Annotated in this window: 19 protein-coding genes, 1 tRNA gene and 1 riboswitch; of the genes, 11 read left to right on the top strand and 9 right to left on the bottom strand. The window is 37.2% G+C overall.

All coding sequences use genetic code 11. The features are described from left to right. Positions 1–65: 65 nt before the first annotated feature. The 7 genes from FW778_RS11450 to FW778_RS11475 all read left to right on the top strand — a co-directional run bounded on the left by FW778_RS11450 (position 66) and on the right by FW778_RS11475 (position 5,572). Positions 66–437 (top strand): hypothetical protein, encoded by a 372-nt coding sequence (locus tag FW778_RS11450; protein ID WP_150414840.1) that lies wholly within the window; start codon positions 66–68, stop codon positions 435–437. A gap of 199 nt (positions 438–636) precedes the next feature. Beyond that, positions 637–720: a Fur-regulated basic protein FbpA gene (gene fbpA / locus FW778_RS23715; protein ID WP_394349798.1), complete on the top strand. Its 84-nt coding sequence runs from the start codon at positions 637–639 to the stop codon at positions 718–720. A gap of 80 nt (positions 721–800) precedes the next feature. Then, positions 801–1,829 carry a sterol desaturase family protein gene (locus FW778_RS11455; RefSeq protein WP_150414841.1) on the top strand — a complete coding sequence of 343 codons (1,029 nt, stop codon included), beginning with the start codon at positions 801–803 and terminating at the stop codon, positions 1,827–1,829. Between the two features lie 523 nt (positions 1,830–2,352). Then, positions 2,353–2,940: a hypothetical protein gene (locus FW778_RS11460; protein WP_150414842.1), complete on the top strand. Its 588-nt coding sequence runs from the start codon at positions 2,353–2,355 to the stop codon at positions 2,938–2,940. Next, positions 2,925–3,200 carry a hypothetical protein gene (locus FW778_RS11465; protein WP_150414843.1) on the top strand — a complete coding sequence of 92 codons (276 nt, stop codon included), beginning with the start codon at positions 2,925–2,927 and terminating at the stop codon, positions 3,198–3,200. Before FW778_RS11460 ends, FW778_RS11465 begins: the two co-directional genes overlap by 16 nt. Before the next feature lie 257 nt (positions 3,201–3,457). After that, complete coding sequence (locus tag FW778_RS11470; protein ID WP_150414844.1) at positions 3,458–4,774, top strand: T9SS type A sorting domain-containing protein; 1,317 nt, start codon at positions 3,458–3,460, stop codon at positions 4,772–4,774. A 195-nt stretch (positions 4,775–4,969) separates the two neighbouring features. Continuing rightward, complete coding sequence (locus tag FW778_RS11475; RefSeq protein ID WP_150414845.1) at positions 4,970–5,572, top strand: DUF4142 domain-containing protein; 603 nt, start codon at positions 4,970–4,972, stop codon at positions 5,570–5,572. 155 nt (positions 5,573–5,727) lie between these two features. Here the strand turns inward: FW778_RS11475 and FW778_RS11480 are convergent, their stop codons facing one another. Then, complete coding sequence (locus FW778_RS11480; protein ID WP_150414846.1) at positions 5,728–5,967, bottom strand: hypothetical protein; 240 nt, start codon at positions 5,965–5,967, stop codon at positions 5,728–5,730. Between the two features lie 356 nt (positions 5,968–6,323). On the opposite strand from FW778_RS11480, the gene FW778_RS11485 reads away from it, so the two are divergent. Beyond that, a complete protein-coding gene (locus FW778_RS11485) occupies positions 6,324–8,261 on the top strand; it encodes a T9SS type B sorting domain-containing protein (RefSeq protein ID WP_150414847.1) in 1,938 nt (645 codons plus the stop codon). A gap of 58 nt (positions 8,262–8,319) precedes the next feature. Here the strand turns inward: FW778_RS11485 and FW778_RS11490 are convergent, their stop codons facing one another. The 5 genes from FW778_RS11490 to FW778_RS11510 all read right to left on the bottom strand — a co-directional run bounded on the left by FW778_RS11490 (position 8,320) and on the right by FW778_RS11510 (position 16,465). Then, positions 8,320–10,944, bottom strand: coding sequence for a glycoside hydrolase family 2 protein (locus tag FW778_RS11490; RefSeq protein WP_150414848.1), 2,625 nt, complete (start codon positions 10,942–10,944; stop codon positions 8,320–8,322). Between the two features lie 355 nt (positions 10,945–11,299). Next, positions 11,300–11,371, bottom strand: a tRNA-Arg gene (locus tag FW778_RS11495). A 46-nt stretch (positions 11,372–11,417) separates the two neighbouring features. Then, entirely contained in the window at positions 11,418–12,011 is a 594-nt protein-coding gene (locus FW778_RS11500) for a MarC family protein (protein ID WP_150414849.1), read from the bottom strand. Between the two features lie 66 nt (positions 12,012–12,077). After that, the gene (locus FW778_RS11505) at positions 12,078–14,018 is read right to left on the bottom strand and encodes a TonB-dependent receptor plug domain-containing protein (protein ID WP_150414850.1); all 1,941 of its coding nucleotides are present in this window, start codon (positions 14,016–14,018) and stop codon (positions 12,078–12,080) included. Positions 14,019–14,120: 102 nt separating this feature from the next. After that, positions 14,121–14,328, bottom strand: a riboswitch (cobalamin riboswitch). A gap of 67 nt (positions 14,329–14,395) precedes the next feature. Beyond that, positions 14,396–16,465 (bottom strand): TonB-dependent receptor, encoded by a 2,070-nt coding sequence (locus tag FW778_RS11510; protein ID WP_202552193.1) that lies wholly within the window; start codon positions 16,463–16,465, stop codon positions 14,396–14,398. A gap of 130 nt (positions 16,466–16,595) precedes the next feature. On the opposite strand from FW778_RS11510, the gene FW778_RS11515 reads away from it, so the two are divergent. Together FW778_RS11515 and FW778_RS11520 are read left to right on the top strand one after the other, a co-directional pair. Beyond that, positions 16,596–17,984 (top strand): APC family permease, encoded by a 1,389-nt coding sequence (locus FW778_RS11515; RefSeq protein ID WP_150414852.1) that lies wholly within the window; start codon positions 16,596–16,598, stop codon positions 17,982–17,984. Between the two features lie 4 nt (positions 17,985–17,988). Beyond that, positions 17,989–19,152 (top strand): trans-sulfuration enzyme family protein, encoded by a 1,164-nt coding sequence (locus tag FW778_RS11520; RefSeq protein ID WP_150414853.1) that lies wholly within the window; start codon positions 17,989–17,991, stop codon positions 19,150–19,152. A gap of 72 nt (positions 19,153–19,224) precedes the next feature. Here the strand turns inward: FW778_RS11520 and FW778_RS11525 are convergent, their stop codons facing one another. The 3 genes from FW778_RS11525 to FW778_RS11535 form a co-directional block, all read right to left on the bottom strand. Next, a complete protein-coding gene (locus FW778_RS11525; RefSeq protein ID WP_150414854.1) occupies positions 19,225–19,944 on the bottom strand; it encodes a vanadium-dependent haloperoxidase in 720 nt (239 codons plus the stop codon). Positions 19,945–20,223: 279 nt separating this feature from the next. Further along, positions 20,224–21,816: a SusD/RagB family nutrient-binding outer membrane lipoprotein gene (locus FW778_RS11530; protein WP_150414855.1), complete on the bottom strand. Its 1,593-nt coding sequence runs from the start codon at positions 21,814–21,816 to the stop codon at positions 20,224–20,226. A 19-nt stretch (positions 21,817–21,835) separates the two neighbouring features. After that, a complete protein-coding gene (locus tag FW778_RS11535) occupies positions 21,836–24,895 on the bottom strand; it encodes a SusC/RagA family TonB-linked outer membrane protein (protein WP_150414856.1) in 3,060 nt (1,019 codons plus the stop codon). 293 nt (positions 24,896–25,188) lie between these two features. Between FW778_RS11535 and FW778_RS11540 the strand changes: the two genes are divergently transcribed. Beyond that, positions 25,189–26,418: an ROK family protein gene (locus tag FW778_RS11540; protein WP_150414857.1), complete on the top strand. Its 1,230-nt coding sequence runs from the start codon at positions 25,189–25,191 to the stop codon at positions 26,416–26,418. The last annotated feature ends 23 nt before the right edge of the window (positions 26,419–26,441 follow it).

Consider the following 26,441-nt stretch of genomic DNA (forward strand, 5'->3'; position numbering starts at 1 on the left):
TTGGTAATCTTACTGGCTAAAGTATCGTCTTAAAAATATTCAATAACAATTTAAAAAACAGAATCATGAAAAAAATTATAACATTATTATTTTTCGCAGGTTGTTTAACCGCTTCTTTTGCGCAGTCTGGCAGCCGCAGGCAAAATAATAATCGACCTAACGGCAACGGTTACCAGCAATCGCAAAATTCAGGAAACAATCACGATCAATATTCTCAAAATTCCCGTAGCGAAAATAACAATTACCAAAATAGTCAGAATAACCGAAGTAATGACTATGGTTATCAAAAAGACAGAGGCAATAGAAATGATAGATGGAGTGAAGGCCGGCACAATTATTCACGCCACAACCAAGGAAGGTATGAAGAACATTCCTATGGTAACAGGCATCGGAACCGGTTTTTTCATAACAGGTTTAACAGGCACGACAGAGATTAATAATGCAGCCGCCAGCTTAAACTAAAAGTTCGGTACATCACCAATAAGCCTGCATCATGCGGGTTTTATATTTTAAACCCAGGGAGTATATTTTACAAAAGATAAATTGAATATTTTCTCCTGGATAATTAAGTGAAACCTTTTTTAATTGATCTGATTAATGCGCACTTTAATATGCCTTATTTACAAGAGATTTTAAATCGCTCTTCCCAAATTTAAAACATACTATTCAAACCGGCATTTAGTAGAACTCTCACTTACTGAATTAAAGAAGGAATTATAGTATTTATTGAAATCCATGCCTGAAAATTTATTAGATTTGGATTGGAAATAAAGTGATACACCATTTATAATTCTTGAATAATGATTGCTTTCCTGAATATATTTTCAACCCTTTATGATGAACTTATTGGGTTCCTTGGCATTGGTTCGTTGATTGAAATGTATAAGTCGGGAAATTATAGTTCATTGCACACACTGCAAGGTATAGAAAGTGCGATTGGACCTGTAATTCCCTTTTTGCTCATCATTGAAATTATACGAGCCGCGTTTTATAGAAGATTCCGGGTAATTCACTATAAGGTGCAGTTCTTAACTTATGTGTTCAACAGTTTTATCGGGCGTTTTATTTCAATTGCTGCTGTGGCTTTTTGTATCGGTCTTTTCGAAAAATATTCCATCATTAAAACATCTTTCACCTGGTACTGGCTCATTTATGGCTATGTTGCATGGGAACTATCACACTTCGTTTATCATTATCTCGCCCATAAAGTGAGATTGCTATGGTGTTTACACTCTACACATCATGCGCCGCAAACGATGAATCTTTCTGTCACCTATGCCCATTTTTTTCTTGAAGCGCCTTATGCAGATGTTGTACGCACTTCAATCTGCATTTTACTGGGAGTAAATCCTGCGCTTTTATTTTTTATAATGTTTATCGATGGTACATGGGGCGCATTTATTCATGTGGGAGAAAATATTTTAAAGGATGGACATCTTGGATTTTTAAATCGACTGATCTTAACACCTTCCCATCATCGTGTTCACCATGCACGAAACCCTTATTACATGGACACTAATTTTTGTAACCTGCTAAACGTATGGGATAAAGTTTTTGGAACCTATGTAGATGAAAAAAAAGCAATTCCTATTGAATACGGCATCACCAGGAAAATGAATCCCAATAATTTTCCGGATGTATATTTTGGAGAATTTGCAGCCTTGTTTCGGGATATGAAAAATGCTCCGGGATTAAAAAATAAATTGATGTACCTGGTAATGCCTCCGGGCTGGAGCCATACCGGCGAACATAAAACTGCCGGAATAGTAAGAAAACAATTTTTAGAAAATCATGTTACAGAACAGGTTCCCATAACGTCAGAAGCATAAAATACAACCGGACTTTATATAACCAATAAAAAAACCCGCGTTACTGCGGATTTAATAATTTTAATTCCAGGGGTTGATTATTTCACAAGGATAAATTGGATACAGTTTTATTGGATTATTTTCTCTGGTATCAACTGGTTATTTACAAGTATTGGATAAAGAAAAAAAAGAAGTTGACTGATATCAGATTTTATGATTTTCTATTGGATAATTGGATAAAGACCTTTTCAATGGATTTGGATATTTTGATTAATGTTTCTTAACATCAATCAACTTCTGGTACAAAGATAGCTTCCATTTAACCCTGCACAAGAGCAGTATCGCTCAATTATTATCGTTCTGAATTTACTGTACAAATCGTATTAATACGTAAATGATAAATGAATAAATACCTTCCCTCTGTATAGTTTCCGCTTAATAAAAGGTGGTAGTCCGGCAGAATTTATCCTAAATATTCATTAAAGGAAGGTATTCAGATACTTGTACCTATAGATTAGTTCTTTTATTAGCTTACCTTGTATAAATGGAAACAGATAAAAGAGTGCAGTTTGTATGTTTTGAAACAACCCTTAATAAAGAGCAGTTTATTAAGCGATGGGAACAATACAGACATTCTTTAAATAGCAATATGGATGTCATTTTGCATCAATTCGAAAAAAATGGTGTGTTCAGTTATATTGCTCAACATCGTTTCGCATCCGGTGAATTAGAATTTAAATTTACTAATGAAGGAAGGAACTCCCGCATTGTGCAAGTGCCAATTAAAACAATGCTGGCAGGAGGTTATTCAATTTTAGAGGCAAATAGATTGCATAATGCAAACAGTAATGAAAGCAAGATTTTTGTTTTTCTAACTGACCCGAGGGCTGATCTTAATATTTACAAACAACTATTTGGGAAAGCTAATTTAAATATTTACCAGGCCTATTATCAAAATTGCAAGTATGCTTATATTTTAGAATATTATACAAAAACCAGAGATGGCGCCGCTCTACTGGAGCAATTGAAAAATTATGATACTGCTGATGTTGGAATTTATAAAGAGTATGCCCATATTAAAAACCCGGGTAACGAAAAAGAGAAAGAAATTTATGTGTGGCCAACAAATTAAAGGTCACGGCGCATTATAACTTCTCCAGGTCCCTGATAGATAAAAAATTAACCCCCTGGCATATTGGTTTTGAAAAGCAAACCGGTAACTTAGCAGGCAAAAATAATCCTTCTAAAGTGGCCAGTAATGCGCAACGGAAAGTTTCAATTTATATTGCATTCATTTATGAAATAATTCAGGCTTTGGAAAAATTCAATATTTTAGGAAATTTTATGCTGTTATTCCGAGATTTGTTTAACGGGTACAGCCTCGGCTACTAAATTTATTTCAACATACTAGCCCTTTTTTTAGAAAACTAAATATCAAAACCAGACAGTAATTTTACGGTCTTGCATGTTAACAAAATCTAATCTATGTTTGTTCTCGAAATAGAAAGTTCGCTTTACCTCTAGCTTTCTTCTTCTCTCAAACCCTCCAATCTTTAGAATTACCTACCTCTCCATTCTTTTTGAAATTCCTTAAAAGATTTACGCAGTCAACTGCTAAAACAATTTAAGAAACCTCAAAACCCAGGAAAATGAATAAAAATTCTACATTAGTAGGTAAGTATGTAATTATTCTTACCAGCTTAATCTTTCTTTCTTCTTTAACTAACGCTCAAATTACTCCAAAACTGAAATTTAAAAATCCGGTTTTAGTATCAGGTACTGCCGGGCAAATCGGGGCGACTTACAAATTTTCAAATGTTTTCAATAATATTGATGCATATATCAAAATTGAAAATATTGTAAATGGTGCAGTACTAAAAAACATTGACGAAAGCTCTTTGGGATATGCTGATGCCTGGCAGCCCACTGTTGGAGGGCCGGGCACCTACGGATCTTCTTATATTAAATGGGATGTAAAATTCGACAGCGCCGGCACTCCCCATACATTTTCAAAGCTCGACGCTTCGGCCATTGATGTTGATGGAGATAATGTAAGAGTAAGGGAGTTTATATCCGTAAATGGTCAATCAGACTACAGCATTCCAACGCAGATTCCTAGTTTGCTCACACTTAGTACAACCAAAGATATTGATAACACCCTGGGAACTGATGCAAATGATTCCAACTTAAATGCACTGGGCCCTGTTATCAACCGAAATGGAATTGATACATTATCTCAGGACGTAAGAATTAACTTCAACTTTACTAATAAATCTGAGTTTAAAATTTATACAGGTTCACAAGTGGATAATAACGGGAATACCGGAGCCATCGCCACAGACCGTTACCACTGTATTTATTTCGCAGATATCACAGGCATTTACGGAGTTCTGCCGGTTACTTACGAAAGTTTTAACGCCGTGCTTAATAATAATGCAGTTAAGTTAAACTGGACCACGAGTTCAGATATTAATAATGATCATTTCGAAATAGAAAAAAGTTTCGATCAGTCTGAATTTTCAACAACCGGATTTGTTTTGGGCTCACAATCTGACAATAATGGCGTAGCGCAGTACAGTTTTGAAGATAAGGACAAAGAAATTTTAACTCACACCATCGTATACTACAGGCTAAAACAGGTAGACATTAACGGCCATGTTAGTTACAGCGTTGTAAAGATGGTTCGTATTAATAATATAGCCGATCAAAAAATTACAGTGCAGGTTATGCCAAATCCTTATATGGATAAACTAAATGTAAATTTTGAAAGCAAGATTAGTGGCAATGCCGAAATAAGAATGATAAGTGCATCTGGAACCTTAGTTAAAAAAATACAATCCAGCATTAATAAAGGTAGCAATAGCCTTCAGTTCCAGGATTTATCTTCTCAAATTCCGGGAATGTATGTGATCGTTATAGCAGTAAATGGTCAATCCATAGGTATCCAAAAAGTTATAAAAAACTAATTCACTCATAATTTTTCCATTAAGCATTATCGAAAGAGACAGGTAACTGTCTCTTTTTTTATCTATTGATTTTCTCCTACCAACCCGTCGAAAAACAGTCTAAAGAATTCTGTTTGTTGTTTGAACATATTTTTACGGAAAAAATGGCGTACTATTTGATTAGCTGTAATTAATCATAACCAAAAAATTATAACCATGAAAAAAATCACCACCCTTTTATTAGTAAGTATAATGGCACTTACACAGGCCTGCAACAACAGCAGTGACAAAGACAGTGTAGATAAAGCCAATGACATAAACGATAAAAAAGACACAACCTCCATGTCGGATAGTAAAAAAGATACCGTTGCAAACGCTATGTCAGTTAACGATGATGTTGCTACATTCGCCGTTAAAGCTGCCAATGGCGGTATGATGGAAGTAGCGCTTGGTAAAATTGCCGCGCAAAAAGCCGGCAATAAAAAAATCAAAGACTTTGGCGAAATGATGGTTAAAGATCACAGTAAAGCCAATGATGAACTAAAACAACTTGCAGCGGATAAAAATATCACGTTACCTGCCGCCATAAGCGATGATAATCAAAAACATATTGATGATCTGAACAAAGAAAGCGGGAAAGATTTTGATAAAGATTATATAGATATGATGGTAAAAGATCACAAAGATGATATTGATCTTTTTGAAGACGCGGCTAAGAATTCAAAAGATTCTGCATTTAAAAGTTTTGCGGTTAAAACCTTGCCCACTTTATACAAACACCTGGGTGCTGCAAAAGCCATTCAAAAAAGCATGCCGTAGTTAAATAATCACATTGCTTTGACAGCCGGCCATGTTGTACATGGCCGGCTGTTTTTTTTACCTGCCACATTTTTTTCCTTTGTCTATCTAATACAAAATGTGGAACATTTTCCCATCACTATTATCTCTTTTTATAGTTCCAATTTTGTAAACATTCATTTACCTGTTCCTTTTGTCGGATAGGCAACATATCCACCACTTTTCGTTCGTCCTCCAATAACGTCATTCCGAAAGTTTTTACCCGCGTTGGCGGTAATATTTCCCGGCCATGCGGTAAATGGTTTTCCCTGGTAAATTTCAGTATTAATATCACAATCAATAATATTTAAACCAGGGCAGTTAACCCGTTTCGCCGGCCTTTTTTTATAGGTATTATTTTCAATTTTTTTATTCATATAATGTTTTCAAAGTAAGTATCGAATTATGATCACGCACCCTTACAGACGGCTTTTATTTAAAATTAAGGGCACATGTAAATGATTACAAAATAATTTTGCCGTAACTGATGAATCTCAAGCCTGCAAACATCCTGTTAAAACCATCTACTGTCAAGGATCCTGGCTGCAAATAGTACTGACGTCCAAAATAAAAAAGGGATGGTTAAAAAGGGATGGAAAATATTGCATTGCAATTGAGTCAAAGACCTGCCAATAACAGCATGCATAGTTTGGCGCTCCTGAAAAGTAAAAATCTTAACTTCATAGACGAAATACAGGCAACCTTAATTTTTTAAAAGCCGTTATAAATTTATATGCGGATTTACCATTTTCAATTATACGTAATATTGGCTTTGGTTTTTTGCTCCGGGTATTTTTTTGCAAACGCACAAACCTGTCCTCCTAATATTGATTTTGAAACCGGAACTTTTAATGGGTGGAAATGTTATATCGGCACTGCAGATACAGTTAATGGCACCAATGTTATTGATTTATCTGAAACAGCCGGGCCGGTTTTTGACCGTCAAACAATGTATACTGCGAATTCGGGCGAGGGCGTAGATCCATACGGTGGCTTCCCGGTAAATTGCCCTAACGGTAGTGGACACTCGATAAGGTTAGGCAATAATTCTGCCGGCACACAAGCCGAGGGAATATCTTATGAATTTACCATTCCTAAGGGACAGGATATTTACTCACTGATATACCATTATGCAGTAGTTTTCCAGGATCCCAATCATAAGGAATATCAACAGCCGCGATTGGTTATTGAAATTACCAACGTTACCGATAATAAACGAATAGATTGTTCGTCATTTACTTTTATTCCCTATGGCTCTATTTTACCGGGTTTTTTTGAATCACCCAATCCTGGCGGAGAAACACCTGTGTGGTGTAAAGGTTGGTCAGCGGTTTCCGTTAACCTTGATGGGAATGCAGGGAAAACTATTCGTCTTTTTTTTAAAACAGCAGATTGCACTTTTAAAAAACATTTTGGCTATGCCTATATTGATGTTAATTCAGAGTGTTCCAGCAATTTCGTAGGAAGCACGTATTGTAAAGATGATACGGCAGTAAATTTAACCGCGCCATTCGGGTATCAAAATTACACCTGGTATAATAACACATTTACCAAAGTGCTCGGCACGCAACAAACTATTACGTTTCAACCACCACCAGCCCCCGGTTCAACATTTGCTGTAACCGTGGTGCCATATAACGGTTATGGTTGTGTAGATACATTGTACGCAAGACTCGAAGACTCTTTATCTATAAAAGCATATGCGGGCAGAGATACACTATCCTGTAATCGCAATCCTGTACCAATTGGTGGTAACTCTAAGCCCGGCCTCGTATACACGTGGAGCCCGACTGAAGGCTTATCCGATCCACATAGTTCTAATCCATTGGCCGGTCCGGATGCAACTACCAGTTATATTCTTAAAACTAATCACGATGGTGGTGGTTGTATTAATTATGATACAGTGATAGTAACCGCATCCGTTATTGATAGTTCGTTACGCTTAACCGGCGATGCAATGTTTTGTTCCGATAGTGGCGACAGTGCTGTACTGCATGTTACACCCACAAAGAACATTCAATGGTATAATGAAAAAGGATTTCTAAATGGAGCAAACCGGCCAAATTATAGGGTCAGCGAAACAGGCTCCTATTATGCATTGCTCGTTAATAACGAAGGCTGCAGCTTAGCTACCAGGAACCAGGATGTTGTTATTGACAATCCTACACCCGGTATCAGTTACCCGGTGGAATATGCTGTAATAAATTTGCCATTCAATTTAAATGCAAGGAAATTTGGTAAAGAAGCTCTATGGAGTCCCGGTACATTTTTAAATACCCGGACAAGTTATTCGCCCGTTTTTAATGGACCATCTGAACAGTTATATACTATACAAATAAAAACCCTTGGCGGATGTATAACCGTGGATACGCAATTGGTAAAAACCGTTGAAAAAGCTGATATATTAGTGCCAACTGCATTTAGTCCTAACGGCGATGGGATAAACGATATTTTACGCCCCGTTTTATTTGGCATTAAACAACTTAATTATTTTAGAATATATAACAGGATCGGCCAGCAATTGTATGAAACAACAACCGCCCGATTGGGGTGGAACGGAACATTCAAAGGTATTCCTCAATTATCGCAGGTAATTGTTTGGATCGCCGAGGGCATTGGATCGGATAATAAAATTTACACACGAAAAGGAACAAGCTTGCTCATACGGTAAGATCATTCGGCAATTCTTCTGGTTAAGGAGAAAAACCAACAGCCCGAGATTTTATTTTTTACTCTACATTCCATCCACTCACAATAACCTTTGCACTTTGTTGTCCCAGATCCGCCGTATGACACAAAACAGAAACTGTTCGTTCTTCCCCGGGTAATAGTGTAAAATAATTTTGCTCCCAAAAAACGGGAACTACTGATTCATTGCTTCGAGCTTTTTTTAAATCCAGGTTTACCATAAAGGCAAGATGATCTGAAGGATTTTTCACTTTCACTTGCATTATAGTATTACCTTCTTTTACTGTAGTAGTATGAGTAGTTTCTAACTTTACATTGGGCAACTGTTCTAATAAACTGAGATTGGCATATTGCGATTGAGGAGTTACATACCATGTGCTCTTCTTTTCATCGAGGCTATCTTTTTGCGTTGAGAGCACATAAAAATTATCAGTCATCTCTTTGTGTCTTTTATCAAATAGGCGAAGATCAAGAAACCATGTTTTACTCACATCCATGTTATGAGGTAATGTAAATACCGGGCGTGTTTCCTGGCTTGCAAGATTTGCTATTGATAAAGTTTTCTGTAAAACTATTTTCATATTAAAATCGTACACATTTATTTCCCCGAAAAGTTCATTTGCTGGTTCGGCAGTATTATTTATTGCATCTATTTCCCGGGTTGCATAGTTAAAAGAAATATGCAAAGACTCATTTGCTTTTCTTGCACCATAAAATGCGCCGGTAGGCATCAGGTAATAATCGTATAATTGCCACCAAAGCTTCGGCCATGAAGCATTGTACATCCATTGGATTATCCCGGTAGCTTTAAACCGGTTCACTTCAAATGCTTCAAACATAGCCCGCATTCCTTCATAATTAAGGTATTGCGCTTTTCGCAAATAATCTTCCAAATCGTTCGCCTTACCCAATCTTTCCGCCATTGCGTTATTATATGCATCAAGGTTATGAAATTTTCCGCGTGCTGCGTGATATAGCCATGCACTCCCGATTGGCCAGAGAGAATCCTTTGGTATCATCTTCTTCAAACTTTCGAGTACAGGTATTTGTGGTCCCGGACCGGTTTCAGTATTAAAACCAAAAGCCCCACCCAACGACGTATCGGCATACCAGTAAAGAGGAGGAACATAATCGTAAGGCCCACGCATTTTCATTCCTGTAGGGCCTGTAATTTCACTGGTCCATTCTTTGGCTGATTGAGCATAAGGTCTTGTAGTATCTTCATTCTTTAAAATGTTGAGATATTTCAATTCCAATTCGGGCCTCGGCCATTTGTCGCTGCCATACAACCAAAGAAAAATACTCGGATGATTTCTTAACCACACAACCTGGTCGTTCCACGATTTTGCAGCCATATCAATTTGTTCGTCGGTCTTTATTCCACCATATTTATCATCGGGTGTTCCAAAAATTCCTTTCCATTCCCATTGACAGCTAAACCCTACCATTATTAAAATTCCGCGCTCATCACATAGATCATAGATGTGTTGATTTTGTCCCCAAAAACCTTCCATGCGAATAGCATTTAGATTCATGTGAACCGCATAATCAATTCCTGCTGTTTCATACGAAGGTGTCGCATTCAGCAACATCGGATCGGACCATCCGCCCCCTTTTATCAATATTTTTTTACCGTTAAGCCGATAAGCTCTGAATCCTTTATCGGTCATATAACCAGACACCGAACGGATACCGAATTTTATTTTTTTACGATCAGAAACCGAAGTATTTATTATATAATTTAAATCAAGCGTGTAAAGATTTGGTTTTCCCAAATCGTGCGTCCACCAAAGCTTTGGATGATCAATGCTTAATGCTGCATCCTCGGCAGGAGTAAGAATTATTTCTTTTGATTCGTGTGGCATCAAAGAAACAGGCTTTGAAATATGCATGTCCTTTGCAATGGATGTTTGTAAAATTCCATTAATGCTTTTACCGGAATGATTATGCAACATTACTTTAATTGTGATGTTTGCATGATCCAGGGTAGCAGTATCAATGTCAGTAACAACAAAAGGTTTTTCTATTGATACCGGCCCGGATCCTAACAAATGTACATCACGCCAGATGCCCATGTGATTATCCGCCGGTTCAGGGTTCCAGTCAACAAATCCAATATTTAATTCGCCCGGGCCTGCCTGCGTAACTTTTAGCGCAAGTACATTTTCACCATGTTTAATCAACGAACTTATATTAAAAATAAACTGCCGGAAACTCCCTTTTACTGTATCAGCCGAAGCAATCTTTTTCCCATTAAGCCACACATCGCCGCGGTAACTTATTCCATTAAAACGCAGGCAATAAACCTGGCCGTCATTTACTTTTTCAATTTTAAAAGTTCGCCGGTACCACCAAGATGCATCAAACAAACTGTCGGGCACTTTTTCAAGATTCCGGTTAAAAAAAATATTTTTAAAAAGGCCATCCGCCACCAAAGAACCCAATGTACTGTTGGGAACTTTTGCTGCATACCAGTTTTGTGGTTTAAATTTTATTGAAGATATTTCTTCTCCATTGGCTAAAACTTTCGAAGATGATTGGATTTGCCAATCGTTGTGTAATTCTTCATCTGTTACTTTACACTTACTATTTTGTGCATAGCTTGATGCGGGAATCAAAAAGATTATCAGCGCCGCCAACCGAACAAATTTGTCTATTATTTGCATGAAATAATTTTTATAGAACAAATAAAAATCTATTCTTATTGCCTTTCAGTTATACGAAATGATGATCTAAAACCAATTTAACCGGGCTTAAACAATCTATACAAATTACAAAAAAATAACCTGCAATTGATTTTAAAAAAATAAAATAATACTATAATATCAAAAGCGTACTGACATTAAAACAGATTAAAAAATAACATTTATTAATAACGGATTTTCATCTCTTTCTGCACAATTTATTTATTTGTTGAATCGTTGAATAATGTGCCAATTATCAACTAGCGGGCTGGCATACACGAAAAGCTTTTTACTTCTTTTTAAAATATAGTTGTTATAAAAAAGATTGCCTATAAAGTAGCCTCGACAGGAATCGAACCTGTATCTGGAGCTTCGGAAACTCTTATACTATCCGTTGTACGACGAGGCCAGTAATTTATTTAAAACGCTCGGTCAAAAAGATCTTCCATCAATATTTATTTGCCAAATTGTGCAAGGTTACTGCTAAATATTTTAACCGCAATAGCCAGCAAAATAACGCCAAAAAATTTTCTTACAACAATCAATCCATTTGGGCCAAGTGCCTTCTCAATCCATTTCAAAGATTTTAATACTACAAAGATCACTACGCAATTAATAAGTATGCCAATAAATATATTGATATCATGATAGTTTGCCTTTAGCGACATAATGGTTGTAAGTGTTCCTGAGCCTGCAATCAGCGGAAAAGCTATGGGTACCACACTTCCGCTTTTGGGATTATTGTCCGGTTTAAAAAATTCCATGCCCAACACCATTTCCAGTCCGATAATAAAAATTACAATACTTCCGGCAACCGCAAAAGATTGAATGTCTAATCCTAAAATGTTTAAAAGTTGCTGTCCAACGAATAAAAAAATAATCATCAATGCGCCAGAAGCCATGGTTGCCTGTGTGGAGCGGATGTGTCCTCCCATTTTATCTTTCAAAGAAATCAGCACCGGTATAGAACCTAATATATCAATTACGGCAAACAGCGTAAACGAAACGGTAACCAATTCTTTTTGTGATATGTTGCCGATGGCAGGCATCGTTTATTTTTTTGCAAATGTAGTGTAGATAAAAAACAAGTGGGAAAAACTCCACCCCAAAAATGATTATAATCTTATCTGCACTCCACCATTTACATTAAAACCCTTTGTAGTAAAACCTCTTGTTACAAAATATTTTTGATCCGTTATGTTTTGTAAATCGGCAAAAAGGCTGTACTTGTTATTGAATTTAAAACGGCCAAAAAAATCCAACGTATAATAAGCATTCAATTGATAAGGAGCAGCCATATATTGAGGTTCGTAGGCTGTACTTACGGTTTTTAGGTGAGTTGATAAATAAAGGCTTTTTGTAACGCTATAATTTAAAAAAAGATTTAAAATATTTTTTGGCCGCTTGTATAAATTGAAAAATGAGGTGTCTTTGCCGGGAAATTCTTTTGTGGTTATTTTCCCATCTACATATGTGTAATTAAGTGCAACAGAAAAAGCTTTGGTAAAATGAATGGTAGCTTCTGTTTCAATTCCATAATCATGCTGCACATCACCATTAATATACCTGCTGGCAAAAGTGGTTGGATCAGTATAAAACAGGAATATATCTTTTCCATTTCTTATAAAAGCGGTTGCCCTTGCGTTAATATTTCCGGTATAATATTGAACACCTGCTTCATAGCTCGTCGTTAGTTCAGGCTTCAAATCTTTATTTCCAAATTCTGAATATAACTGGTATAAAGAAGGCACACGATAACCCGAAGAAACGTTAGCATAAATTTTATAATGATTATTAATTACAAAAAATGGGTTGACTGAATAAGTAAGATTATTTCCGTAAATGTTATGTTGATTCCACCTTCCTCCAAAATCAAGATTGAATCCATTGGCTGATTTTAAAAATAAAGACGCATACCCACTGATTTGATTGGTATGAGCGCTGTCTCCGGATATTGGCAACGATGGAAAACCATAATCAGGCAGGTAAATATATAACTGGTCTGTTTTATTTTCCCTGTAATCCACGCCGGCAAGCAATTCGATATGTTTGGTCAAATTAAGATTTGCATATGCCTCTGCAAAATTAGACGTGCCGTTATATCTTCCATTTTGATAAGTCGAAAATCCACCAACGTCAGTCGAATCATCAATAAAATTTCTGTTGAAACGATTATAACTGTATTGCAACTTAATAAAGCCAGTTTTTATTTTATAATCAACAGAAGCTCCTGCAATTGTATTGCTATTATGATAGGTATAGTCTTTATCATCTGCGAAAGCACCTGCATCAATATCTGCGTGGTTATTATTGTATTTACCAAAAAGCCGCACTGACGTATTTTTAATTGGCTTAAAAGTATAATTAACTTGAATCACATCCTGGTTAAATCCATCCTTATCAAAATTCCGTTTCCCCGTCGAATCATAGGCAGACGAAAACCCTTTGCTATAGATTTTGTTGTAGGAAATAAAATACGTTTGACCCTTACTGTTAGTACCGCTTATTGAAAGGCCCCCTTTATAAGTATTATAACTTCCTGCAGAAAGATCCGTATTCAGGTTGAAAGGCTTTTTTTCTCCCTTTTTACTGATGATATTTATGACTCCGGCAACTGCATCTGAACCATATAAAGTAGATTGTGAGCCCTTTAAAATTTCTATTCTTTCAATATTATCCAAAGCAAAATTATTCAGGTCAAATTCATTCGATATTCCTGAAGCATCGTACAAGGGTACACCATCCAGCATAATTAATGTATTGGCAGAAGAAGCACCACGGGTATAAACTGTTTGATTGGTTCCTAAATTATTATCCGCGCCATTAATATTTAACCCGGGTTGTTGATTTAAAACTTCGCCAAGCGATTTGCCATAACTCTTTTGCAATTGATCTTGTGTAATAATGGTAACTACTTTTCCTGTTTCACTTACCTTTTGTGGAAACTTGTTAGCAGTTACAATTACCTCATCAAGTGTTTTAGATGTTGTGTCTTTTTGCGCATGCAGCTGATTGCTGAAAATTACAGCAGCCGCAATAAAAATTCCTTTTTTCATTTTGTAGAAAATTTTTTTGTGACTGCTTTCGAAATAAAAAAAGAAAGAAATATAAATGCCTTACAGCTTTTACACTCCATGCCTTTCACCCGAAAGCTTTGAATGATTTTAATTGAACTGGCAGGTCTTCTGGCTTACCTGGGTTTTGGACACCTTCCCATTCGCCAAACGCAAACAGTGGTTTGTAGATTCCAAAACGAATGCAAATCTTCTTGCATCAGGTTTACAGCTACGGGGATAGCTCCGGAATTTAACCGGATTCCCTATTAACCCCGATTTGAAATCGGGGACCAATTACAGCGGCAAATGTAGCTGCATGTTTTGAATTTCAAAAACTAATTTATTTATAAAAGGTATCCGGATAGGAATGCAGGTAATTATTTTTTATTGAAGTTAAATGATATACCAGCGTAATAATTTCTTTTGGGTGCTGCATTGTAATAGCGGCCTGCTGCGGCATTAATATCATTGCCAAGGCTGTATTTTGTATCAAAAAGATTATCAGCTCCTACAAAGATTTCAGCATTAATTTTTCTATTGAAATCTTTTTTGTAACCCAGTCTTGTCCCTAAAAGATTGTAAGAAGAGGCATAAGCTGAATTAGCATCATTGAGTGCGATCTTATCTACATAATTATAGGTAATATTAATATAACAGCCTGCTTTGGATGTTATGTCAAGCCCTGCCACCACCACGTTTGGCGCTGCACCCGGTAATTTATTTTTTGAAAAATCACTGTTCACCTGTTTAAAATTTCCGTAATGGAAATCATGCCACGCATAACTGCTCCATACTTTTGCTGAATTGATAAAATGATGCGGCGCATCAACCAGCTGATAAGAAGCATAAGTTTCTATACCATTCTGTTTAGTGGAGCCTGCGTTCACATAATAATAAACGCCATTGGTATCTATGCGCTGTACAATTGTATTTTTCAGATCAAAGAAAAATCCGCTGATATCGAAATATAGTTTGTTATGCAGCACTGTTCCTTTAATTCCGGCTTCATAATCTATTCCATCTTCCGGCTGGAGATTGGTTCCGAATAACCCATCGGAACGAAGTACCTCTGAAACAGTTGGTGGAGAGAATCCCCGAGCAACGCTTGCATACACCGATACATTTTTATTAATCTTTTTAAGAACCGCAATGTGTGGAGGAAGTTTGTTTTTGAAAACTTTTGTTTGCGTAGTTGATAGCCTGGAAGAAAGATGAATGAGCTGAAGAGATAATTTATTCAAACTTACTCCACCCGTAACCGTCCAGCCATGAGGTAGTTTTAAATCTGCCTGCGCAAAGACCATGTATTGCCAGATGTTTAAATTATCATCCGATTGTAATGAGTCAGCAACCCCGAGTTTATTGCCATAATCTCTCGTATTAAAAAAACCTTTCTGCGCTTCTGTTCCAAAGTTAAGTTGTAAGCTGGAGCCGCCTATTTGCTTTTTATATTCAAAGACGCTTCTGCCGCCAAAATGAGGTTCCTTCCTAAGTTCATAAACTCTTATGCCAGGGTTAGTGAAATCGGTATAAGAGCCATATAAAGAAGTTGTATTATGCCAGTGATCATTAAACCCGTACTCATTGCTGAACCCGGCAAGAAAGGTTTTTTGATAAATAGCAGCTTTGTTTTGTACAGCTCCGGGTTGCGAACCCGAACCAGGCCTTGCTTGTTTTGCATCAGCATTATATTGGGCCAGGGTTAACCCCCCGGGTGTTTGATAATAAAGATCACTATAAGACATATATGCATGCAAGGTTTGTTTATTATTTACTCTTAGCAAACTTTCCCATGAGGCAATGTCCCTGTGCATCTTTGCCTGCTGGCGATAGCCATTGCTTGTTTGATGAGAGTAATTGAAATTATTTTGATAATCTGAATTGCCTGTTTTTACATTGGCATTAATATTATTTGTATTAAAACTGCCGGTTGTGTAATCAAGTGAAATGCCTTTGTTCCATTTTGCAGGTAAGGTATGTATGAGCATAGCGCCGCCAATGCCCGCTCCATATAAACTACTTGCCGGTCCTTTGATTATTTCAATAGAATTAAAATTATAAAAGCTAAGTTGGTTTAAATAAGTATTTCCGCTTGGGTCTGTAAGAGGTATTTCATTCAGGTAGATCTTAACATCGCGTACGCCAAAAGGTGAGCGCAAAGAACTCCCGCGGATGTTAAGCCGGTAACTGCCCGGCGAACGTTCTTCCATACTAACACCGGGAGTAATATTTAAAGCGGGCAATATGCTCATGTTACCGAAGCGGTTTAATTGTGCCTGTCCGGTAACACTTATGGGAGCTGCCACATCAACCAGGCTGCGGTTTTGTTCATAAGCTTTTACTATTACCTCAGACAGGCTTTTTACAGAATCTACTGATCCAACTTGCGACAAACAAAATAGCGGAATGCAAAAGCTGGTGAATAGGGTAAATAAATTTTTCTTCATAAACATCGGCTACGATTAAGTCGTAAAGGTAGAATCTTTTCTTACTATCTACATTACCATCAAACATGCATGTCGTTAGGATGAATAACAAAACGCATATGTAACCATAGATATTTTTTATCTTCCCAAAATGAAACCAGCAAGGCAACTAACGCTTTTTGATTTTACCGTTATTATGGTAAGCTTAGTAATAGGGATGGGTATTTTCAGAACCCCGGTAAACGTTGCAAAAGCTGTCAGCAGCCCTTTTATTTTTTTCAGTGCTTGGATTGCAGGAGGCCTTATTGCTTTTTGCGGTGCACTCACTTACGCTGAGATTGGAAGCAGGCTTCCCGTTACAGGTGGTTACTATAAAGTTTTTGCCTATGCCTATCATCCTTCCATTGCCTTTGCTATAAACTGCATTATTCTTGTTTCTAATGCCGCCTCTCTTGCAGCAGTAGCGTTAGTTGGCGCTGAATATATTACAGGAGTTCTTCTTCCTCTTTCTCAAAATCCTCAATGGATGCAGGTTGCAGATAATGCACATCACATTCAAACTATACAAATTGCAATTGCAATTTCTGCTATTATTATTTTTTTTGGAGTGAATCTATTAGGATTGAAAATGAGTGCACGTACCCAAAATGTATTAACTGTTATTAAAGTAACGATGGTTATTTTATTAATTAGCCCGTTGTTTTTTGCAGCGGGCAATTCCGGGGCAGTTGCATTGCCAACCTCGCAACATACACCTCTGTTAACTGAATATGTAAAATCATTTGGAGTGGGCCTCGTGGCTGTAAGCTTTACCTACGGCGGCTATCAACAGACTATGAATTTTGGTGAGGAAATAAAAAATCCAAAGAAGACTTTTCCGAAAGGAATATTTTTAGGTATTGCAATTATTATTATTTTATACCTGATCATTAACTATGCTTATGTAAGGGTGATCGGTTTTGAAGAATTAAAAACCAGCAAGAATATTGCTGCAATAATGGCTTCAAAAGTATTTGGCGTAAACGCAGAACGTATTTTATCCGTCTTGCTTTTTTTAAGCGTATTGGGGTATGTAAACGTTTTACTGTTAAGTAATCCAAGAGTGATGGCTGCAATGAGTGAAGATAAAATTTTACCGCCTTCGTTTAAAAGAAGAAATATAAAAACAGAAGCACTTACCACTTCGCTGAGTATTTTTTCAGCCCTATGTATTTTAATAATTTTTTGGGCCAAACAGTTTGATACCATTTTAAGCTTTACCATTTTCCTGGATTGCTTCGGTATGGTTTTTTCAGCGGGAAGCATTTTTATTATTCGCAAAAAAACATCTCACCTTAATAACAGCGGCATTTTTATGATGAAGTTATACCCTCTTCTACCTATTATATTTATTGCAGCTTATACTTTTGTGGGAATAAGTATAGCCGCAGATTATAAAAATAATAATTACGCTGCGCTTACCGGCTTATCAGTATTGGCCGGTTTTATGGTAATTTATTTTATAGTAAAAGCTATTGCAAAAAAAGAAATCAAAGAATAACATAATGAACCTTTCGTATATTTTAAATGAATTAGGAGAAAATCGTGAAGACTATTTTAATGCGGTTGCACCGCCTATCATTCAAACCAGCAATTTTGCTTTTAAAAAAGTAGATGATTTAAGAAAGGCTTTTGAAGATGAAGCTTCTGCTTATTTATACAGGCGCGGTAATAATCCTACTTTAAAAATATTATCTCAAAAGCTTGCAGCTCTTGATGGTGCTGAAGATGGCCTGGTTTTTAACAGCGGTGCCGGCGCAATTTACGCGGCAGTTGTTGCCAATGTAAAAAGCGGGGATCATATTATATCTGTTGATAAGCCTTATTCGTGGGCACAAAAATTATTCAACGAAATTTTACCGCGTTTTAATGTTACCACAACTTATGTGGATGGAAGGGAAATTGAAAATTTTAAGAATGCTATTCAACCTAATACAACCGTTATATATTTAGAAACTCCCAATAGCTGGAGCTTTTATTTGCAAGATTTGAGAGAAGTTGCGAAGCTTGCCAAAGAAAAAAACATTTTAACCATCTGTGATAACAGCTATTGCTCTCCGTTATATCAAAGGCCTGTTGAATATGGGATCGACCTTGTATTGCAAAGCGCAACAAAATATATAAGTGGACACAGCGATGTAGTAGCCGGAGTGTTATGCGGAACTGCAAAAATGATGAACAAGATTTTTAATGCCGAATACATGAATATAGGAATAGGCACAACACCCTTTAATGCCTGGTTGCTCATTCGGGGTTTAAGAACGATTAAAATAAGGTTGGAAAAAATTTCTGAGACAACACCAAAAATTGTTAATTATTTAAAACTACATGAAAAAGTAGAGTCTGTCATCTTTCCTTTTGATAAAGATTTTCCTCAATCCAAATTAGCAAAAGAACAAATGCAAGGCGCTTGTGGATTATTTTCTTTTATCATTAGAGCGGAAAAAGTTGACGAGATTGAAAACTTTTGCCAGGGTTTAAAGCACATACTTATGGCCGTTAGTTGGGGAGGACATGAATCTTTAATTATTCCTGGCTGTGCTTCTATAAGTTCTAATGAGTTTAGTCCCGCTAACATGGCTCACAGAACAATGAGAATGTATGTGGGACTTGAAGAGGCGGAATATTTGATTGAGGATTTGGAAAGAGGATTTAAGACGATGGAATAGGCTATCACATTACAAGTTCAATTACAAGGCTTGCTTGAATAAAACAGGAAGAACAAATAATTATTCAATTCATTAAAGAGGTTTTACGCCCGATTTAATTAATCTTGCAATAACAAAATTGCCAAGGCTATGGCCTTCCGTTTCTCCTTTATCAATTGAATCCCTGAAATGAATTCCTCCATACAATCTTGAAATGGCTGCTTCTTTGGCTGCCTGCATAAATGAGGTAAAATTTCGTGGCTTCATGCCGAATAATTCTTCTGAATTATCAGAAAAAGAAAAATTATTGCCGAGTAAATATTCCAGCACGGTGGCAGCGGCAACTGATATTACGGCATGGCCGCTCGTATATTCGGGAAAGGGCGGAGTTTGCAACAATGGCTGCCATTTAGGATCGATATACCGGTTGATGTATGTTTCGGGCCTTATACGGTTACTTCGGTATTTTTCATCCCAGCAGCTAATGAAAGCGTCCATTAATGTAAGCGAAACAATTGTTTGTGCTTCTACATATTTATTAAAATCAAGTTTTCGCTTTTCAGCAGCGATGCTTACAATATTTACCCAGTGGCCACCCGGAGTAATTTTTTTAAAGCCAATCATCATGTGGCCTTCCGTGCTTACAGCGAAAGGATTACAATCCCAAAATGATGCAATAGCCAGTTGTTCTTTTGGAGGATTGATAGAAACATCATGCACCTCTTTAGCCAAAGAATAAAATGCAGTGCCGCTGTCTTTGCTAAAATTTGTTGGCCGAATAGGCTTAAACTGGTTGCAGGAGTCAATAAGCATAATAACGCGCAGCTCCGGACGGGCTTACAACATCATGTATCATAGCCATTGGTGGACGAGCAACGGATTTGCCGTACTCTTCAGTCAACATTTAACATAAAAAAAGACAAGACCAAACGTGGCCTTGCCTTTATCTTTAATACCTAAAAACTGGATATATTAAATTATTTATCCCAATACATTTTAGCGGTATAATTGTCAACGCACATGTTAGTAACGTTGGCATTATATTTTGCCCTGTTAACGGTTGGTACAGATGACGGATAAATAAAAAGCATATTAGAAATTTGAAGGATTACCAGTATCCCACCAAAGACGGGTTGCGATATCATCTTTTGCACCTGCGCCCATTTTTGAGACGGCATCTGCGACACCTGCAGCGTTACTTACTCTCTCATTATTTGGATAAGGCATCCGTTTAATCCATTGATCAGCCGGTATTACACCCCAATCGGGGCTACTATCATTTTTGGCAACATGGGGAATTTTTGGATAACCAGTTCTCCTGAAATCCACCCATGACTCCAGTGTATTGGTGAAATTATTAATCCATTTCTGAGTTATGATTTTCTCTAATTTCAGTTCATTATTGTCGGCATCATTCCAGGCAACTGTAACTGTAGAACGTGACGTAAAATTATTACGGTGGTCAACGGGATCCACATAATCTAGAGGTTTGCTTGTATTGTCCGCCAGGTAAGCATCCACGCCTCCGGCCCCCCAATCCGCAAACGATAACCTTACTCCATTTTCATAATTAGTTTTCGGATCGCCCGCGCCAGCCCAGCCTCTCAGCCCAGCCTCCGCCTTAAGAAATGCCACTTCTGCAGCAGTAAAATCTCGCCTGGTAGTGGTTGTTCCGCCATTTGGTGGATCATTGAAATTTGAATTAACTTTTGAGAAAGGAATATGGTCAGCTTTTGTATTAATATAAGCGCCATTGCGAATTCCTTTATATGGAAAGGCAGGGTGATCAACATACAAAGCCGCATCAGATACGGGTGCAAAATAAGACGAAACACGAGGATCTTTTAAACCTCCAAGAAAGGACTCCATCACTGCACTCATACGGGTGTCGTCCCATTGGTAACAAATCTGGGCCACCGGCATAATATTCCCCAATAAAGAATTTGTAAAATTATCGGAATTGGCGGTAATCAATCCGGCAGGATCACTTAATGCTTTTTCGCCCTGAGTCTTCGCCAGTACCGGGTCAACTTTAGACAAACGCATAGCTAATCTTAATCTAATAGAATTTACCAATTTCATCCATTCAGGAATGCTACCATGATAACTGGGATCAAACTTGGTAAAACCTTTATAGGTTGTATTTGCCGCAAAAGCTGTTTGAATAGAATCTAGCTGCTTAAAGAACAGGTTGTATAAGTCTGATTCTTTATCGTAATGAATGGTAGGGGCGGTGCTGCCATATTCGGAGTAGATAACAGGCCCATGAACGGCTGTTAATTTAGACATAGACAAAATCTTAATAAACTTGGCCCATGTAGCAAACAAAGGTAAGTTATTGGCCTCAGCCAATTGGATAACTTGCTTTGCCGGCGACATCACACTTCCATATTCTCGGCCCCAATAGGCGTTCCAGCGAATATAATAGGTAGTGTTATTAACATTCCCTACAAAATCGGTCCCTGTACTCATAAAACCCATCCAAGAATCTTGGCATAAATCTTCTTCAATCTGATGTCCATTGAGATTGAATAGCATACCCGAAATAGGAGACCCTACCAGGTTAAAATCCTGCTTTAGTAACGCGTCGGAAATTTGATTTGGATTCTGGTTAGTGCTAACAAAATCTTTGGTACAGGATCCAAAAATTGTGACGATGAATAATGCAAATATTATTTGTCTCATACTAATTGATTTTAAAAATTTAAAAAGTGAACTTCACATTAAATCCAATTGACCTTGTTGATGGCATGGAAAACACATCGTTGGACTGCATAGAATTGTTGGTGCTCATCGCCTGTTCAGGATCAAATGGCGCTTTTTTGTAAAAGAAGAATAAATTTCTTCCTATCAAGGAAACTGAAGCATCTTTGAAAACAGGATTTGCTTTTTGGGATCTGAATGTATAGCCGAAAACTAATTGGGCCAGTCGTACATTTGTCCGGGAAAACACATAAGGTTCCATAATTCTATTTCTGTCACCAACAGTCTGATAATAGGTATATGGATCTATAGATGTTACAGCAGTTGTGCCCATAATAGCGTTAATGGGAATAGAACCTTTATCCCTTGCATCGGCAGTTCTTTGACTTACACCATAAGAATCCAAAAATGCTTCTGTTTTGGAGAAAGCAACTCCTCCGAACTTTGAATCGACCAACACGCTGGCAAAGAAATTTTTATAAGTAAAATTGTTGTTCCACCCCAATAAAAAATTTGGATTAACATTGCCCACCTTTGTCTCATCTTGTGCTTTAGTTGGGAGTGCAGTGTTAGGATCTAATATAATTTGCCCGGCATTATTTCTGGCAAATTTATAAATCCATAAATCATTAAAAGAACCGCCAGCCATAATTCGAGAATCAAATCCTTCGTCCTGGCCACCGACTACATATTTAGGGTTGGAAGCGATGAGTTCCACAATCTTATTTTTATTTCTGGAGCCATTAAAGGCTGTGTTCCAAATCAAATTACTGTTTCTAACCACGTCAGCATCTACAGTAAATTCAAATCCATTGTTTACTATTTTTCCGGCATTTACATAATAAAAGGTATACCCAGAACCGGATGGGGCGCTTAAGGTAAGGAATTGGTTAGTGCTAACATCTTTATAAACTGTAAAGTTTAGGCCAATTCTCCCGTTGAGGAATCTTAAGTCCGTTCCATATTCACTAGCTACAATCTTTTCCGGCTTTAGGTTGGTAAAAGGTACCTGGGTATTTCTGTTAATAGTTCCACCACTACCAATCGAGTTTTGCGGGGCAACTACATTGAATGGTACTTCGTTGGCAGTTTGAGTAAGCGATGCCCTTACCTTAAAATATGAAATTACTTCTGGCAATTTCACCATTTGGCTAATGATAGCTGACAGTCCGGCTGAAGGGTACAAATACGATTGATTGCCGGTTAGTGCAAGGGTGGAAGCCCAGTCATTCCGAGCTGATACATCTAAAAATAAAAATTCTTTAAATCCAAATGTCAAGTCACCAAAAGCACCTTGTTTAAGGCTGCGATTAAGAGTTTTATTGAAGATCACATTTGAGGGCATGTTTGAGAAACTGAAGAAATTAGGATATCGCAAAGAAGTGGTTCCATTGCCGACATTCATGCCGTCATTAAAGTTATTTTTCTGGTAGCTTACGCCAGCCAGCCCCGTTAGGCTAAAATTCCCAAATGTATTGTCATAAGTTAAGATGCCGTCTGCATACAAAGCCTTATCCGTGTAACTTGTATAAGACCAGGTGCCGTTTGGGCTTACACTAACTGAATTTCCATCTGCTGCATAACGATTATCTAATATTACGTCATTGTAATCTATATTGCCTCTTACCTGAAAATTAAAGTTCTTAGCAATTTCATAAGAAATTTTTACATCCGCAATAACCCGATTGGAGGTTTGCAATTTGGAATCACTGTTTAGCTCCCAGAAAGGATTGTTTTGTTTTTCTTCTGTAGAATACCAGTTCATCTTCGGCATGTTTCTGGCAGTGTCAAATATGGAATAGTTTTGTTTATACTTGTTAAAATCCCGGTCCCTGGAAAACAAGTATAGACCCGTAAGCGGGTTATTATAATAACCGGCTCCCGGACGGTTATGAGATTTTTCCGAAGAAAACATAATATTCGAACTCACAACTATTTTATCGTTTAATAGCTTGGTAGATTGGTTAAACGAAAATTGATTTCTGCCATAAGTATTTGTTGGCATTACACCAGTTGATGAGGTATTTGCATAGGAGAAATAAGCGGTTGTTTTTTCTCCGCCACCTGAAATAGATACAGAATTGGTAGCAGTTACTCCTGTCCGGAAAAAGTCCTTAATATAACCTTTTTGATAATTGTCGGATTTAATATTGGCAATAGGTGACTTGGCATTAACCAGAGCAGTGCCGGGTGTACCTGATGGCGGCGGTGTCCAACTGTAGTCGCCACCTACTGAGCCATATTTATATTGAAAATCGGGAAGGCCAGATACCTGGTCGAAGACTGTGCTGGAATTAATGCTCACCGTTGCTTTCCCAGGTTTGCCCTTTTTTGTTGTAATAAGAATTACACCATTGGCGCCCTGGCTGCCGTAAAGAATGGAAGCACTGGCTCCTCTTAACACACTGATACTTTCAATATCTCCGGGATTAATGGCAGAAAGGCCATCACCGGCATCAGTTCCACCGTAAGAACCCGGCTGGGAACCTTTGTTATTAACCAATGGAACTCCATCAATCACATATAGTGCCTCACTGGTACCGGTTAAAGATTTGCTTCCTCTTAATACAGCTTTCGTAGATCCACCCGCGCCAGAGTTGCTGGTTGCAATATTAACGCCGGCGACTTTACCGCTGAGGGCGTTCATAAAATTGCTATTGGCGGCTTTTGTCAATTCATCACCCCCAACCTGTTGGGTAGCGTAAGTCAATGATTTTTTTTCTCTTTTGATACCCAAAGCGGTAACAACCACTTCACTCAAAGCTGTGGAAGTACTAGTCATCATAACGGAAACACTGTTATCCGTTGTGGCTACAGCAACTTCCTTTGGCTCAAATCCAATCGAAGAAATTTCTAAAACAATATTTCCCGCCGGCACAGATAATGTAAATTTCCCATCGGCACTGGTAAGGCCTTGGATTTTACTACCTTTTACTTTTACAGTAGCTGAGGGAACGCCCTTATTGGAAGCGTCAGTTACAAGCCCATTTAACTGGCGGGTTTGGGCTGACACAACATTAGCTATCAACATGAATAGCAGAAATACCTTAAATCTAGTCATAAGTTTTAAGTTTGGTTTTTGATTAATTAACGGTTTAACAAGCATATTTATGAAAATAAATTTATTAGTCTTTTGGTTTGATTATTTAGCCAGAATATAATTGCTAACTCCGCTATTTCATACAAACAGCAAAATGCATAAGCATAAAAAAAGTAAAATTTTTACGTTACTATTAATAAATATCTTTCTTTTGTCAAATTAAAATATTTTTACAATGTTCGGCTAATTAATAAAAAAATTGTTAAATTCTTCCTCATAATAGAATATTTTTTACTATCTCCATAGAATCTTTTATGAAATACTCCATTTTTAGACATCTTAAGGGCGAAAAATTATCCGGAACTGCTTATAAATTGCAGGGGCAAAGAAAAAATATTATATCGAAACTAAGCATCCATAAAGATTCAACAATTCCCGAATTATCAGGTTGTTTAAATATAAGCATTCCTAAAATGAATTATTTAATGATGGGTCTTGTAGAAGAAGGCCTGGTAATTGGAGGAGGACACACAACCGAAGGCGTTGGGCGTAAGGCAACTACCTATAAACTAAATCCGAATTGCTGCTATTTTTTAGGAATCGAAATAAAAAAATACAAAATAAATATTGGTTTAATGGGTTTTGACAAATCCATCATTGAATCTACCGGTAATATTCCATTCCCATTCCTTGATCCTCACGAATCATTAAACGCTATCATAAAAGAGATAAATGCTTTTTTAAACAACTCGCGTATCCCGAAAGATAAAATTATGGGTGTTGGATTAAGTATTGCCGGTAGAATAAATGTTAAGAAAGGTGAGATACTTACCCTTTACCATTTCGAAGATGCTCCCGTTAAGGTAATATTAGAAGAAGCAATTCAGCTTCCGGTATATATAGATAATGACAGCCGTACCATAGCCTATGGCGAATATTACTTTGGCAAAAGAATAAATGCGGGAAATGTTATTGTGGTAAATCTCGATTATGGTATAGGTTCGGGCATTTTAATTGATGGGAAACCTCTATACGGTGCATCCGGATATGCCGGAGAAATTGGACATATTCCGCTCTTTAATAACGAAAAAATTTGTCTGTGTGGTAAGAAGGGATGTCTGCAAACAGAAGCTTCCGGGTTTGCACTGATTGAATTTATTACAAATAAAATGAATGAAGGCAGCAATAGTCGCTTAAATGTTGTCATTAAGAAAAAGGGATTTCTTGAATTGGAAGATATTATCAAAGCTGTTCAACTTGGAGATAACCTGGCTATAGAAGGCATTTCGAGGATAGGACATAGCCTGGGAAAAGGCTTGTCGGTTGCCATAAATATGTTTAACCCTAATGTTATTATTATTGGTGGCACACTCTCGGCATTGGGAAATGCGCTTCTTTTACCCGTAGTTCAATCGTCCATTTTTCAACATTCATTAAGTATTGTAAATAACGATACTCAAATTATGGTTTCAAAACTGGGTGATAGTGCAGGCCTGGTGGGCTGCTGCTTGTTAGTACGGGACAAAACGCTTGGATTAATATAAACATATAACGACTTCTTAATTTT

Origin of the sequence: Ginsengibacter hankyongi (assembly GCF_008710285.1) — a bacterium.
GTDB lineage: Bacteria > Bacteroidota > Bacteroidia > Chitinophagales > Chitinophagaceae > Ginsengibacter > Ginsengibacter hankyongi.